Below are 14,536 nucleotides of genomic sequence, written 5' to 3' on the forward strand. Positions count from 1 at the left end.
TAAAAACCAAATACGATGAAAATACAAATTATATTAATAGTGCTAACCCTTATGGGTTTTCAGTCAATCGGAGCTCAACAGCTATCAGAGCATGTCAGTAATCCCTACATAAGTCAATCCAATCGAATCACAAATGTAGATGAATTAAACATCATCCAGAATAGAGTATTTAGAGAACATTTTGGCACAAATAATCCTTATCCCAAGGAAGAGTTAGGTGAAAATGAAACATATTATCGAATCCAATACAAAAACAAAGAAGGTTATATATCTTTAATGTACTCAAAAGGAGATGGGGAGCAAACACGCAGTATAGAAGATATTACAGAATCTTATTTAAAAGGGCTGCTAAGTGGCTATGTTTATGAAGATTTTATCAAAGGTTATGTCAAGCAACAGAATCTTCATGGAGGATTTTACTTCAATCCTGAAAATTTCGGCACAGAGATTTTCATATATTCCAAGCCCAGAGAAGACTTTGTATGGGCATCAATAGATATAAACCTAAATGCGGCGGATCGGGAGGCTCTTGCAAGAGACTTTATCAGCAAAACTGAGTTCAGATAATTAGTATTAAGTGAAAATACAAATTATATTATTAATGCTAACCTTTTTGGGTTTTCAGTCAATAGGGGCTCAGCAGCTATCGGAGCATGTGACTAATCCTTATCTTAGTGAAGCTAATCGAATCACAACTGTAGATGAATTTAACATCATCCGGAACAGAGTATTTAGAGAGTTCTTTGGAATAAATAATCCTGATCCTATAGAAGAATTAAGCGAAAATGCTGATTGTTATCGAATTCAATATAAAGGCAAAGAAGGGCTAATATCATTTAGATACTCAAAAGGTAATGGCACACCTAAGCACAGTATCGAAGATATTACCGAAAATTATTTAATGACCTTGCTAGGCGGATATGTCTATGAAGATTTTGTAAAGGGTTATGTTAAGCAGGAAAATGTGCATGGAGGTTTTTTCTTTAATATGGAAAGTTTTGATACAGAAATTTTCATGTATTCAAAACCCAGAGAAGACTTTGTATGGACCACTATAGAGATAAACCTGAATGCGGCAGATCGGGAAGCTCTTGCAAGAGACTTTATCAGCAAAACAAAGTTTAGATAATTAGTATTAAGTGAAAATACAGATCATATTATTAATGCTAACCCTTATGGGTTTTCAGTCAATAGGAGCTCAGCAGCTATCGGAGCCATGTTACTAATGCTTATCTTAGTGAAGCTAACCGAATCACAACTGTAGAAGAATTAAACATCATTCATAATAGAATATTCAAAGAACATTTTGGCACAAATAATCCTTACCCAAAAGATGAACTGGGGCAAAATGAAACATATTATCGAATCCAATACAAAGGTAAAGACGGTTATATATCATTAATGTATTCCAAAGGTGATGGAGTGCAAACACGCAGTATTGAAGATATTACAGAAACTTATTTAAAAGGTTTGCTAGGTGGCTACGTCTATGAAGATTTTATTAAAGGCTATATTAAACAAGCAAACCTTCATGGAGGATTTTATTTCAATCCTGAAAATTTTAGAACTCAGATTTTTATGTATTCAAAGCCTAATGAAGACTTTGTTTGGGCTACTATAGAGATAAACCTGAATGAAGCTGATCGGGAAGCTCTTGCAAGAGACTTTATCAGCAAAACTCTGTTCAGATAGTGATCTAGTTGTACAAAGTCTGCAAATAGCGAGGTTTTCACCTCGCTATTTTTTTTAAACAAATTTCTTTATCCCCCACCCTAAAAATATTACAGCAACAGCAATTGCAATCCACATCAGCACTCCACCAAACGGATCGGGCTTGTTTTCTGAGGTTTTGAAAACAGCCTCGTTCTCAATCTCTTTTAGAGCATTATATTGCTCACTTTGTGCTATAATCAGATCTTTTGCCTGACTTGTCATTTCTTGACAAATCTGCCTTGGCATTACGTTTGGTTTCAATGGATACATCAGACTAACAGTTATCTTGTCTGCAGTTATTCTTCCTAAACACACCGTTAGGTGCTGGATAAATAAAGTAAGAAGATTACCCGGTCCACTAAAAACCGGTATTCCTTACGATCCTGAAACAATATCTAATAGTAACCCGCTCAAACAGCTGATGACAAGGGAGTCCTTCAATGCTAAACTAAGCTCAAAGTATTCAAAAGTGTCTTTCGGGGTGTGAGAGATACGCAATTCTTTCTATATCGTGTAATGAAATTATATGCTTAATGACCAACCCCAACTTTTCGGCATGATCCGAAACAGCCCGGAAAAGTAAAAACCGCATACAACAAAAAAGGCAGAGATAAATTCTCTGCCTTTCGGGTGGAATATGGGGCTCGAACCCACGACCTCCTGAACCACAATCAGGCGCTCTAACCAACTGAGCTAAAACCACCGTCTGATTTGATGTCACAAAAGTAGAATAAATAGCGATACTCTCCAAATGTTTTGACAAAAAAAATCCTCATTATTTTCTATCATAATGAGGATTAAGCAATTATTTTTAAATAAACATTATATCAATTCTACGCTTCTTTTGACAAAGGCAGTCAGATCCGCTCCTGTCAGCAATCCTCTTGACAATAATGCCAGATCGAAGGCCTGTTTAGCCAATTGTTCAGCTTCTGCTTCAGGAGATGTAAGGATACGTTTGATCAGAGGATGATTACCATTTACCGTTACCTTATAGTTATCCGGCAGTGTACCATAGAAGCCCATACCTCCACCAGTCTTTGCCATATCTTTCATACGGCGCATAAATTCATCCAGTGTGACAGATACAGGAGCTTCCTCAGCAGACATGGCTTCTACTTCCACTTTCATATCCTGACGGCTGATCGCTTTTTCAAATACACCTGTAGCCTGTTTAGCTTCTTCTTCAGACAGTGTCAACTCCTGCTTTTCATCTTTCTGGATCAGTTTGTCAATTACATCTGCATCTACACGTTTCAATTGTATTTTTTCACCACCTTTTTGCTCCAGATAAGAAACGAAGTGCGTATCCAGCGGACCATCCATCACAAGCACATCATAGCCTTTTTGTTTTGCAGCAGCGATAAAACTGTCCTGCTGAGCCTTATCATGCGTATACAGATAGACGATGTTACCATCTTTATCCACTTGTATATCTTTTACTTTTTCGTAATATTCCTTAATGGTAAAGTGATCGTTGTCTGTATTTTTCAACAGGCAGAAATCGGCAGCTTTTTCCGCAAATTTCTCATCACTCAACATACCATATTTGATAAACAGACCGATATCATTCCACTTTTCTTCAAAACCTTTACGGTCTGATTTGAATATTTCCTGCAGCTTATCCGCAACCTTTTTCGTAATGTAATTATTGATTTTCTTAACATTACCATCAGCCTGCAGGAAAGAGCGCGATACGTTCAACGGAATATCCGGAGAGTCTATTACTCCGTGCAACAACATCAAAAATTCAGGCACAATATCTTTTACCTCATCTGTGATAAATACCTGACGTGAATACAATTTGATTTTGTTACGCTGAATCTCCAGTTCATTTTTGATTTTCGGGAAATACAAGATACCCGTCAGATTGAACGGATAATCTACGTTCAGATGAATCCAGAATAAGGGTTCATCCATAGAATACGGATACAATTCACGGTAAAAAGCCAGATAATCTTCATCTTTTAATTCCGAAGGTGCTTTTGTCCATGCCGGGTGTGTATTATTGATGATATTGTCAACCTCTACAGATTTGTATTTAGGTTTACCTTCTTCGTCCTCTCCGTCAGCTTCAGAAGAAGTCTTGGTACCGAAACGGATAGGAACCGGTAAGAAACGGCAATATTTATCCAATATCTCCTGCAGACGAGCCTTGTTCAAAAACTCTGCAGATTCATCATTAACATGCAGGATAATATCTGTTCCTCTTTCTGTACGTGTACCCTCAGAGATCTCATACGAAGTACTTCCGTCGCATACCCATTTAGCCGGCTCAGCACCATCCTGATACGACAGCGTCTGTATTTCTACAGTATCTGCCACCATAAATGCAGAATAAAATCCTAATCCAAAGCGTCCAATGATTTCGTTAGCATCATTAGCTTCTTTGAATTTTTCCATAAATTCAGTTGCTCCTGAAAAAGCAATCTGGTTAATGTATTTCTTTACTTCCTCGGCAGTCATCCCGATACCTTTATCGGAGATCGTGATAGTCTTTGCAGTCTCATCAAATTTGACATCGACCGTCAGATCACCGATCTCACCCTGATACTGTCCAAGGGAAGCCAATCTTTTAATCTTTTGGGATGCGTCTACGGCATTGGATACCAATTCACGCAAAAAGATCTCATTATCTGAATATAAAAACTTCTTAATGACAGGGAAAATATTTTCCGTGTGTATTGAAATGCTTCCTTTTTCTGTATTCATATATACTTATTTTTATTTTATCAATTTACAGGAAAGGAACATCAAGGAATATTCCAAAAGCAGTTTTTCTCCTGCTATAAGACATGTTGACAGTCTCAAATGACAAAATATCCAGAAATACTATTTAAGGAACAAAGGTTCGTCCAGTTTGATCGCTATACGATATGCAGCATTCATTAATCCCACATGGCTGTAAGCCTGCGGAAAGTTGCCCCACTGGCTCCCGTCCTCTTCATCAATATCCTCACTGAAGAGCATCAAATGATTACCATACTTCATCAGATTCTCAAAAATTTCCTGAGCTTCCTCAATACGTCCCACACAGGCCAGTGCTTCCACATACCAGAAGGCACAGATCAGAAATGTAGATTTGGGCTTACCGAAGTCATCCTTATGCAGATAGCGGTAGAATAATCCCTCTTCCGTTTTCAGTTCCTTTTCCAGTCCTTCCAAATGTTTTTTGGCGCGTTCGCTATTCGGATGCAGATAGTGCATCATAATAAGCTGCAATGTACTGGCGTCCAGATTTGAACTACCTCTCGCACTGGTATATACCATGCGCTCCTCATCATAACAGCTTTCAATATATTCTGCAGCTTTTGCCATCATCTTTTGTGCACGAGCCATAATATCCTGATCACCGATCTGTCTGGCAATCTTCAATGCCGCAGCACTGCCGGCCCATTGAAAAAGGTTACTGTAGCAGTGATGATTCTCAAAATTGCGAAACTCCCAGATACCGGCATCTTTTTCATCAATGGTCTTTTCGATACGTTGCAGAAAATAATCCAGCCAATACCCTACTCCTGCCCGTTCCTTGTATGTAAACCGATGATCGGTAAATAATGGAAGGAGGGCAATAATTGCCTGGCCGTATACATCATTCTGGATATGTTCATAGGCCTGGTTTCCGATACGTACAGGTTGATTACCCTGATATCCGGATAAATAGTCAAGCGTATGTTCCGTCAGGGTATGCTGACCTAAAATACCATACAGCGGCTGCAGTCGCCCCTGATCAGACTGTGTGATGCCTGTGATATAGGAAGCATATTTTTCCATTTCTTCAAAATGTCCTATATATTCCAGCGCATTCAGCACATAATAACTATCCCGCAGCCAGCAATATCTGTAGTCCCAATTGCGTCCGCTCCCGGGATGTTCAGGCAGACTGGTTGTGCTTGACGCAATAATAGCACCTGTGTCTTCATACTGGTGTATTTTCAGTGCCAAAGCAGAGCGTATTACTTCTTTCTGGTAGAAATGAGGAATAGAAGCCTTCTTAATCCAATTGCGCCAGTAGCGTTTCGTATTGTGAAAGAAATCTTCAGAAGTCTTTATCAACGGTGCTTCCAGAGAACTGCCATATGTGAGCACCAGATATTTTGTTTCATTGAGTGGCAATGGCAGATCCGAAAAAAAATGACTGATCGGTACATTCGTAGTCAGCCTTATTTTTTCCTGATCGTTGGTAAATTCAACATGATTGCTGCCTCTGTGACGCTCAAACATTCCTTTACCATAATCATATACAGGCTGACAGTTTATGCGAACCCGTGGACGACCGGATATCACCTCCACCTTCCGAATCAGCATCAAAGGTTTATAATATCTGTTATATTGTTCATAGCGGGGAGCAAAATCCGTGACCTGATAAGTACCTTCATCTGTCGTGATGATAGTCTGTAAAATATTAGTATTCTCTATATAAGTCTGTACACTTTCAAAAGATCCTGTGGCGGGTGTAATCGAAAACTCCCCTCCTTTTTCCCTGTCCAGTAATCTTCCGAAAACAAATGAATTTTCAAAAGACGGCCAACATAACCAGTCTATATTTGTATCCTTATTAATATGTGCAATAAAAGCACAGTTACCTATAATTCCTGTATTGTAAACATGTCTGTTCTGATTCATTTTTTATATATTTTTGCAGTTCATGATATCATTCAGTAAGGGTAATACTTCCGGCTGTCCCTCTATATAATAACGCGCGGCTGAAGCTTTATTGCCTACCTTAATCGTAAAGGTCTCGTCAGGAAGCGCATAAAACATATCTTCATCGGTCATGTCATCGCCAATAGCCAATACAAATCCGGGCTCAAAATCCTTATAGATCTCCAGTGCGGCCCGCCCCTTATTGACTTCCGAATTTTTCACCTCGATCACATCATCCCCATCCAACAACTGTACGCCATAGTTAGGGACAATATACCGCAATCTGTCCATGAGTTCCTGCGCACGAAGGCGCCCGAGTCCCTTCTGCACCTTCCGGTAATGCCATGCCAGAGAGTAATTCTTCTCTTCCACAAATGCACCCGGAGTACGATCGGCATATTTAACCATTGTTCTCTTTATAATATCTTTCCATACAGTGGACAGACCTTTCTTAGCCTTCCATTCTCCGTCCGGATAATTAGACCATGCACCATGTTCGCCCACCAGAATCATATCCCTGTCCAAAAACCATTTTTGCAAAGTCTGATGCTTACGACCACTGATTATAACAACCAGATTTCTCGGATCTTCACTGATTTGCTCCAGAATCTCATACAGTTCGCTTGTAGGAGTTGCCTTTTCGGCCTCTTTATTAAACCCCACCAGCGTGCCGTCATAATCTAATAAAATAAGGCGCTTATCTGCATTTCGATAATTCTCACACATCTGTTCCTTGATTCTGACCCCTACTTTCCGGGACAATTCCTTATCCTGCAGATCTTTGATCTCCCTAAGCCTTTCCAGAAACTGCTGTACCCAATGATGAATATTAAACTTCCGTATATTCTCCAGCATAGCTTCCATTCGCTCAGACTGCTCTTCTTCTGTCATTTCTAATGCCTGCATCAGACTTTGGGCTACACCATAGGCATCATTCGGATTGACAATCAGTGCATCCGGAAGCTCACGGGCAGCACCTGCCATCTCACTTAATACCAATACCCCATGTTGCTCCGGATGACTGGCAATATATTCCTTACAGACCAGATTCATACCGTCCCGTATAGGCGTTACCAGACATACATCCGCCGAAACATACAATGCAGATAACTCTTCCATAGGGTAAGAATTATAGAAGTATGCAATAGGTGTCCAGTCCTCTGTACCATATGTAGCATTCACTCTTCCTACAGAACGGTCCACTTCATCCTTTAGCATCTTATACTGCGGAACCTGATCTCTGGAAGGGACTACCAGCATATAGTAGACCACTTCTTTCATATAAGACGGATATTCCTTCAGCAGATTTTCAAAAGCGTGGATCCGTTCCAATATCCCTTTGCTGTAATCCAGTCGGTCTACAGACAGAATAATTTTGCGATGCCGGAAATTATCTCTGATCGTCTCCGCCCGCTCCCGAATGCTACTTTCTTTGGCCAGCTTTTCAAACTTACTGTTATCTATACCCATAGGATAAGCCTCTACAAATACGGTTCTTCCACCGTGTTGTAAACTATTGTCCTTATTTTTAGTCCCCAGAATATGCGAACAGGCATCAATAAAATATTGCGAATCATTAAACGTATGAAATCCGATCAGATCTGCTCCCAGTAAACCATTGAGCAATTCATTTCGCCAGGGGATCAGACGGAACAGCTCGTGTGAAGGAAAAGGAATATGTTGAAAATAGGCAATGGAAATTTCGTTTTTAAAAGCCCTTATCTGGCTTGGAAGCAACATCAGCTGATAATCATGTATCCAGACCTCATCATTATCCTGAATGTAACCTTTGATAATATTTGAAAATTTGATATTGACATTCAGGTAAGTTTGCCAGTTGGCTTCATCATATATTGCGTAACTGGGTCTGTAATGACAAATCGGCCATAAAACTTCATTTGAAAAACCTTCATAAAAGCCTTCCAGTTCCTCCTGATCAAGAAATACAGGAACAAGGTTCAATGTCTGTAATTTTGCTCTGATCTCCTTTTCTTCAGTTTCATTTTCAGGAACGATACCGGGCCAGCCTATCCAGATATTTCCTCCGGTATTGTAAATAGATCCTAAACCTGTAGCCAATCCTCCTTCACTAGGCATGAAATTAAGTCCTTGATCGGTACGTTCTATTTTTATAGGAAGTCTGTTAGAAACTATGATAGTTTTACTCATTTTATTTTATTTTTTTGAAGCCCAAATACGATTTTGAGCAAATACATAGGTGAGAAGTTTAGGCATATGCCCGATATTCAATAAACAACAAATCGTCGTTTTTGTTTAAAATAATTGATTTTTTTATATCAAAAAGGCATTTTTTCACACAGACTATACTCCTTTCAAGCCAATTCTGTCCGGCCTGCTCTTTTGTCAAAAAGCAGATTAACAAACAGGTCCGAAAATATTAATGAATAAAAATTTGGATTATTAAAATAAAGTCTATAATTTTGGTAGAGTATTCAGAATTGTTCGAAACAATACCAACCGAGTGGAGTCACCACGGTGGTAAAATAATACGGGTGTCCGCCAAAATAAACGTCAATCACGACTTATTTTAAGCCCAGGTTCTGAATACAATTTATGGTTAAACGTTTTTAATTTTAAATGGTATGTCAACACCGATTCAACTTTATCAGGATTTTTTGGAAATCTTTCAAAAGTACAGCGTTCAGGAATTAATAGAAGTCAATAATCAGGATTTACAGGAACATGGCCGGCCGGGTTCCAGAGGCGCTTTCCGTACGGCATTATTACATGCATTTTCGCTAAGGGGATTAGACCTCTCCAGAATAGTGTCCAAAGAGGATGGATTTACTTCTATCACTATTTCAGCCCTTCGTCTGGAAGATAATGTACTGATACCTATTAATTAAAGAGTATACCGGATAAATCTGTTAGTCGTACCAACGTATAGCAAAGCAAAAGATCTGTAATGCATCTTAGCGTATGCTACAGTTAGTTTTGATAGTATACTATTTTTCTAAATACTTTTACACAGTCCAATAACAATCTGCCTGAGTCACGATTTACAGCGGTCTCAGGCAGATTTATACTGTTCTCTGAAAAGTAGTGAATATAAATCTGATGTTTTACCAGCCGGGGTTTTGGGTCAGATTGAGATTGACGGTAACATCTCTCTCCGGAATACCCCAAACAAATTTATTATCACCTGCTGTCACACGCTTACTTTCAAAATCAGCTCCTTTCATGATCATGTCCATAGATTGTGGATTTTTCCTTTCAAACCCTTCTCTCCATCTTTTTAAATCGTCTAACCTAAATCCTTCAAATGCTAATTCACGAAAACGTTCATCTTTTATTTCATTTAACAGCATTTGACCTGTCACATTTATTGCTGTCAGCCCTCTTGCTTTACGAAGCTCATTTATGCGCTTTACAGCATCTTCTTCCTGCTCAATCATATAGGATGCTTCTGCAGAGATCAGGTAGTATTCTGCTATTCGGAAAACTTTCTGTGAATTATAGTTAGTATTAAGATCAGTCATCAACGAACGGTTCCCTGGCCACTTGTTTACAATTCTAAACCCTTCATATCTACTTCCCTGAATGAATATAGGCACTACTTTAAAATATGCTGCCTTACGGTAGTCCGTATTGCTAAATTTATCAATGACCCATTGTGAAGGCAGAAAATCAGGTCTGTAATTCCTTCCTCCGGTATTATAACCATAGAATATACTCATTGTATTTGGCCGTTCGTCAGGAGACCTTACAGCAGGCTCAAAGATAATTTCATCTTTAGTATCTTCTGACCACATTTTCAAAACACCTTCAGCTGAATTGTAAAGTGTATACCTTCCGCCTTTTATGAGTTCTTCTGCAGCTGCCTTAGCTCCTTCCCAATCTTGCATATACAGCCTCACTCTGGCCTCTAATGCCCATACGGCATCAATTGTAAATCTGGTCGATCCCTTAGTCCCCTGTACATCCTGAAGATTTGTTTTTGCTATACTGATATCAGATAATATCTGTGTATAGACCTCACTTACAGTTGATCTTTTAGGCTTTAAGTTTACATCGGGCTCTAATATCAGTGCAACTGCCAAGTCTGCTTTTGACGTTGATGGGTCGTAAGCCTTCGAAAATCGCAAGACAAGATTAAGATAATAATAAGCCCGGGCAAGGTGCGCATCTCCGGTATACTGATTAAGACTTTTCTGCTCCGCCTCATTAGCAGGACTGATTTTTTTGAATCCCCTGATTGCAACATTAATATTATTAATAGCTGAATAATAATTACTATATATAGTACTTATATTACCGTCTCCGGAAAGAAAGTCGGTCCATCTGTGTGGTGATCCGTTACGGTTACCGTAGCCAGCTGTTGCATTCAACATATCAGCCTGTACTTCAGTAGTAAAACTATATACACCATAGACGTTACCTCTCAATTCCCGGTAAAAGAGATTATCCCAGTTTCCGGCATCAGTTACTGATTCAAATGCGCGGGATAGATCTATTTGATCTTCAGGTAATCTCTCCACATTACATGAAATCAAACCAAACGTAATAGTCAGATATGTAATAATAGATTTGAACTTTATCATTTGTTTCATTTTCGTATTTATTAAAATTGTAATTCAATTCCCAAAACTGACTGCTTCGTATTGGGGTTTGCTCCAGTTGTGACATTGGTATCAATTTCAGGATCAGGCCCTTGATATTTGGTAAAGAGCAGTAAATTTCTTCCTGTATAATAGACCCTTGTTCCTTTGAAAAATTTCATATTCTGAAATAGTGACTTGGGCAGATTGTACCCAATAGTCAGCCCCTTGAGTCTTATAAAAGAGGCGTTTTCTATGAGTCCGGAATCAAATTGATTCACCTGTCCATATTTTGGAAACCTCGTCTGATCGCCTGGAGCTTTCCAGTAATCGCGGACGTTACGGGATTGATTGAAGCCTGCAAAATTTGAAGAATTCTCAAAGAAATACCGATCGTTGTTGATCAGGTATTTTCCGGATGAAAAAATGAAATCTGCATTCACATAAATACCTTTATAGCCGGATTGAAAACCAAAACCTCCATTAAACGGCGGGTATCTCTTGATACCTGTACTCTGTTGCAAAGCAGAGGAGCTAAACACAGAAGTAACCCGGCCGGGATCTTTTGTCGTCTGAGAAATATCATCTCCCGGCATAAACCATTCCATCAAACCAGTTTCTGGATTTACGCCAGACTGAATCGGATAGAAAAACTCGATAGGTTTTCCGACAACCCAACTCACACCGGTATTAGGGATAATCCAATAATTTTTCCCCTGAAATAATTCCGTTACTTTCTGTTGCACTACCCCCAGATTGACATAAGGACTAAAATAATAATCAGAAGATCTGACAATATCTACACTAAAACTGATATCCATCCCTCTGTTTCTGAGCGAACCTACGTTTTCAGTAATAGCAGAAAATCCAGAAGTATATGGATAAGGTACATCAACCAGCATATTTTTAGTCACTCTGTTGAAAAATTCTATGTCCAGATTTAACCTGTCAAATAACCGTACTCCGAATCCAACATTGGTTTTGATCTGTTCTTCCCAGGCCAGATTAGGATTACCGGGTTGAACTATTCCCCAGGAAGTCTGTCCGTCATATATGTTTGCAGAAACAGTGTTTAGAGAATTATAGTTACCGATCGCAGAGTTCCCTGAAGTTCCTGTACTTGCTCGGATTTGTAATGTATTAATCCAGTCTACATCTGATAAGAATTTTTCTTTTTTCATATTCCACATACCTCCCACTGACCAGAAAGTAGCTTTTCTATTCTCCCTGCCAAAACGGGAAGATTCATCCTGCCGGAGTGTACCATCGATATAGTAGGTATCATTATATCCGTAACTCAACCTTCCGAAATATGAATTATAAGCATATTGTGTTTTGGTCTGTCCAACATTCTTATTTTTCGATCCCGCGGATAACAGTATTAAGGCATCATCTGTCAATCCCTCAACAGATGCAGAAAAATTCTGCTCATCATAGTCCGAGAATTCATGCCCTCCCAAAATACCCAGTTTGTGTTTATCTTTTAAAACCAGCTTATATTCTATTGTATTGGTCAGTGTACGTGCTACTCCTTGTGTCCAGCTTTCATTACCTGTACCTTGTCGGGGTGAAGCAGCATAAGATGGCATTCGTCTGGATGAACCTCTGTAATTAAAGTAGTCTATACCAGCCTGAGAGCGTAGTATCAGGTTTTTAACCGGAATAGCCTGAACAAACACATTCGGATTAAATTGTTGGTTACGTCCTCTATTCGGATTTTTATCTGCCAGATATTTTGGTGAATATCTTCCCCAGCCGGGGATTTGCTCTTCATAATATTCCTTACCATTCTTATCATAAGGAGTATACCAGGGTAAAACTAAAAGAGCCAGACCTCCGTTTGTATTATTTGATGTCCATCCATTAGTTTCTCTACGGTCATATCCGCCAGCTAGATTGACTCCCAGTTGTATCCAGTCATTGATATGAGATGTTATATTACTTCTGAGCGTGACTCTGTCAAAGCCAGATCGGTACATGACTCCCTTCGCATCCATATATCCTGCCGAAATATAGTATTGTGTCCTGGCAGATCCTCCGGAAATATTCAGATCCATTTGTTTGAGTGGTACATTTTTCTGAAAATAATAAGTATCCCATTTAAAATCATTCGGCCAGTTTTTCCTGATTTCATCGATCTCTTGCTGCGTTTTGAATTTAGTTTCTAACCAAAAGTCCTGCAACTCTGAAGACGTCATCAGTGTATTCTGCATTTTACGGGATGCAAGATCCGTCCAGCCATATTGAGCTCTTGCCGTTACTGTAGCACGATCCGAAGCTTTTCCTTTCTTACTGGTGAAATAAATCACACCATTAGCAGCTCGTGATCCGTAGATAGAAGTGGCTGAAGCATCTTTCAGCACTGTAATGCTTTCAAAATCTTCGGGATTCATTGAGACTATAGAACCTGTATTTATCGGAGTTCCATCCAATACGTAGAGCGGTGTTGAGCTTGCTCCCAAAGATCCCACCCCCTGTAATCGTACAGATTGTGTCACGGAAGGTTCTCCAGAAGATGTAAAGACTTGCAGACCCGGAACTTTTCCCTGTAAGGTTTCCAATGCATTAGCAGACGGTTTTCCCTTTATATCATTAGTTGTCACCTGAACATAAGATCCGACAACAGATGAACGGCTCCTGCCGGATCCGTACCCAACTACTAAAACCTCATCTAAAACGGATTCAGATGACACTAAAGTAACGTTGTAGATATCCGAAGAACCAACAACAATTTTTTTATCTGAAAAGCCTATATACTTAAAAATTAAGGTTTCGCCAGGGGAAACCTGAATACTATATATTCCATTACCATTTGTTCGTGTTCCTCTTGATGTACCCGATACGGCTACTGTCACATCAGGAAGATTTTCATCTTTAGATGATGTGACCCGGCCTGTGACGTTTTTTTCCTGTCCAAATGCAAGTGAATTAAAAAAAACGATACAGACAAAAAGATTGAATAACTTTTGTTTCATATGTAATTTATTATGGAGTAACCACATGAAATATCCGAACCAAGCACAACGAGTTCATACTATAATTTATATCCTCTGCTATACTCACAATGATTTATGTACTGCTCGCATATTTCATATTTTTACATGATTAATAATTCGAAAATCTGACCGGTTTATGATCTCGGAAAGACATACCCTAAAATTGAATAACTAAACTTTTTGACTAATGAATTTTAAAATCAATGTAAACCGTGGAGACGGGCAAAGGGACTCCGTGCAATCTTTTTGTATAAAGTCGCATATTCCAAATTTCCATTGGATTAAAACAATTGGCCTGACCTTTCCCGGTCATTTCCCTCGTTCAAGAGTAATAAGAATACATCAGACAATAAAAAATCTTCGCCTGCATGTCTCCGGATTTTAGTCAATAAAACATAAAGACAACACTTGGTATTACTCCGGGTGCTTAATAATTTTCCTGTAAAGCTGTTTTAATTGATTTCTCATAACTATGAAAATAATATTAGGTGGCGAAAAAGATTAACAAAAACAGAAAGTAGACTTTATAAAGAAATAAGGCAGTTGATAAAATTGCCTTAGATAAGCAAATATTAGCGTGATTAAATAAAAAATAAATCTACAAAACAATGATAGACAATA

General features: G+C 38.9%; 10 protein-coding genes, 1 tRNA gene and 1 riboswitch. Of the genes, 4 read left to right on the forward strand and 7 right to left on the reverse strand.

Going from position 1 to position 14,536, the window contains the following annotated elements:
• Positions 1 to 15 precede the first annotated feature (15 nt).
• The 3 genes from I6J03_RS00955 to I6J03_RS22680 all read left to right on the forward strand — a co-directional run bounded on the left by I6J03_RS00955 (position 16) and on the right by I6J03_RS22680 (position 1,692).
• Positions 16 to 567 carry a hypothetical protein gene (locus tag I6J03_RS00955; protein ID WP_003007436.1) on the forward strand — a complete coding sequence of 184 codons (552 nt, stop codon included), beginning with the start codon at positions 16 to 18 and terminating at the stop codon, positions 565 to 567.
• A gap of 10 nt (positions 568 to 577) precedes the next feature.
• The gene (locus I6J03_RS00960) at positions 578 to 1,129 is read left to right on the forward strand and encodes a hypothetical protein (RefSeq protein ID WP_157600441.1); all 552 of its coding nucleotides are present in this window, start codon (positions 578 to 580) and stop codon (positions 1,127 to 1,129) included.
• Positions 1,130 to 1,401: 272 nt separating this feature from the next.
• A complete protein-coding gene (locus I6J03_RS22680; RefSeq protein ID WP_003007441.1) occupies positions 1,402 to 1,692 on the forward strand; it encodes a hypothetical protein in 291 nt (96 codons plus the stop codon).
• Between the two features lie 54 nt (positions 1,693 to 1,746).
• Here I6J03_RS22680 and I6J03_RS00970 read toward each other — a convergent pair whose 3' ends face one another.
• The 5 genes from I6J03_RS00970 to I6J03_RS00990 form a co-directional block, all read right to left on the reverse strand.
• A complete protein-coding gene (locus I6J03_RS00970) occupies positions 1,747 to 1,983 on the reverse strand; it encodes a hypothetical protein (RefSeq protein WP_003007443.1) in 237 nt (78 codons plus the stop codon).
• Between the two features lie 358 nt (positions 1,984 to 2,341).
• Positions 2,342 to 2,417: transfer RNA gene (locus I6J03_RS00975), tRNA-His, on the reverse strand.
• A 118-nt stretch (positions 2,418 to 2,535) separates the two neighbouring features.
• Positions 2,536 to 4,425: a molecular chaperone HtpG gene (gene htpG, locus I6J03_RS00980; protein WP_003007445.1), complete on the reverse strand. Its 1,890-nt coding sequence runs from the start codon at positions 4,423 to 4,425 to the stop codon at positions 2,536 to 2,538.
• 120 nt (positions 4,426 to 4,545) lie between these two features.
• Positions 4,546 to 6,339, reverse strand: coding sequence for a glycoside hydrolase family 15 protein (locus tag I6J03_RS00985; protein WP_003007447.1), 1,794 nt, complete (start codon positions 6,337 to 6,339; stop codon positions 4,546 to 4,548).
• Between the two features lie 3 nt (positions 6,340 to 6,342).
• Entirely contained in the window at positions 6,343 to 8,529 is a 2,187-nt protein-coding gene (locus I6J03_RS00990; protein ID WP_003007449.1) for a bifunctional alpha,alpha-trehalose-phosphate synthase (UDP-forming)/trehalose-phosphatase, read from the reverse strand.
• A gap of 275 nt (positions 8,530 to 8,804) precedes the next feature.
• Positions 8,805 to 8,898, forward strand: a riboswitch (SAM-I-IV-variant riboswitch).
• A gap of 65 nt (positions 8,899 to 8,963) precedes the next feature.
• On the opposite strand from I6J03_RS00990, the gene I6J03_RS00995 reads away from it, so the two are divergent.
• Complete coding sequence (locus I6J03_RS00995; protein WP_003007454.1) at positions 8,964 to 9,227, forward strand: hypothetical protein; 264 nt, start codon at positions 8,964 to 8,966, stop codon at positions 9,225 to 9,227.
• Between the two features lie 216 nt (positions 9,228 to 9,443).
• Here I6J03_RS00995 and I6J03_RS01000 read toward each other — a convergent pair whose 3' ends face one another.
• A complete protein-coding gene (locus I6J03_RS01000; protein ID WP_003007456.1) occupies positions 9,444 to 10,931 on the reverse strand; it encodes a RagB/SusD family nutrient uptake outer membrane protein in 1,488 nt (495 codons plus the stop codon).
• A gap of 11 nt (positions 10,932 to 10,942) precedes the next feature.
• Complete coding sequence (locus I6J03_RS01005; protein ID WP_039989955.1) at positions 10,943 to 13,894, reverse strand: SusC/RagA family TonB-linked outer membrane protein; 2,952 nt, start codon at positions 13,892 to 13,894, stop codon at positions 10,943 to 10,945.
• Positions 13,895 to 14,536: the final 642 nt, after the last annotated feature.

This window comes from Sphingobacterium spiritivorum (genome assembly GCF_016724845.1).
In the GTDB taxonomy this organism is placed as follows: domain Bacteria; phylum Bacteroidota; class Bacteroidia; order Sphingobacteriales; family Sphingobacteriaceae; genus Sphingobacterium; species Sphingobacterium spiritivorum_A.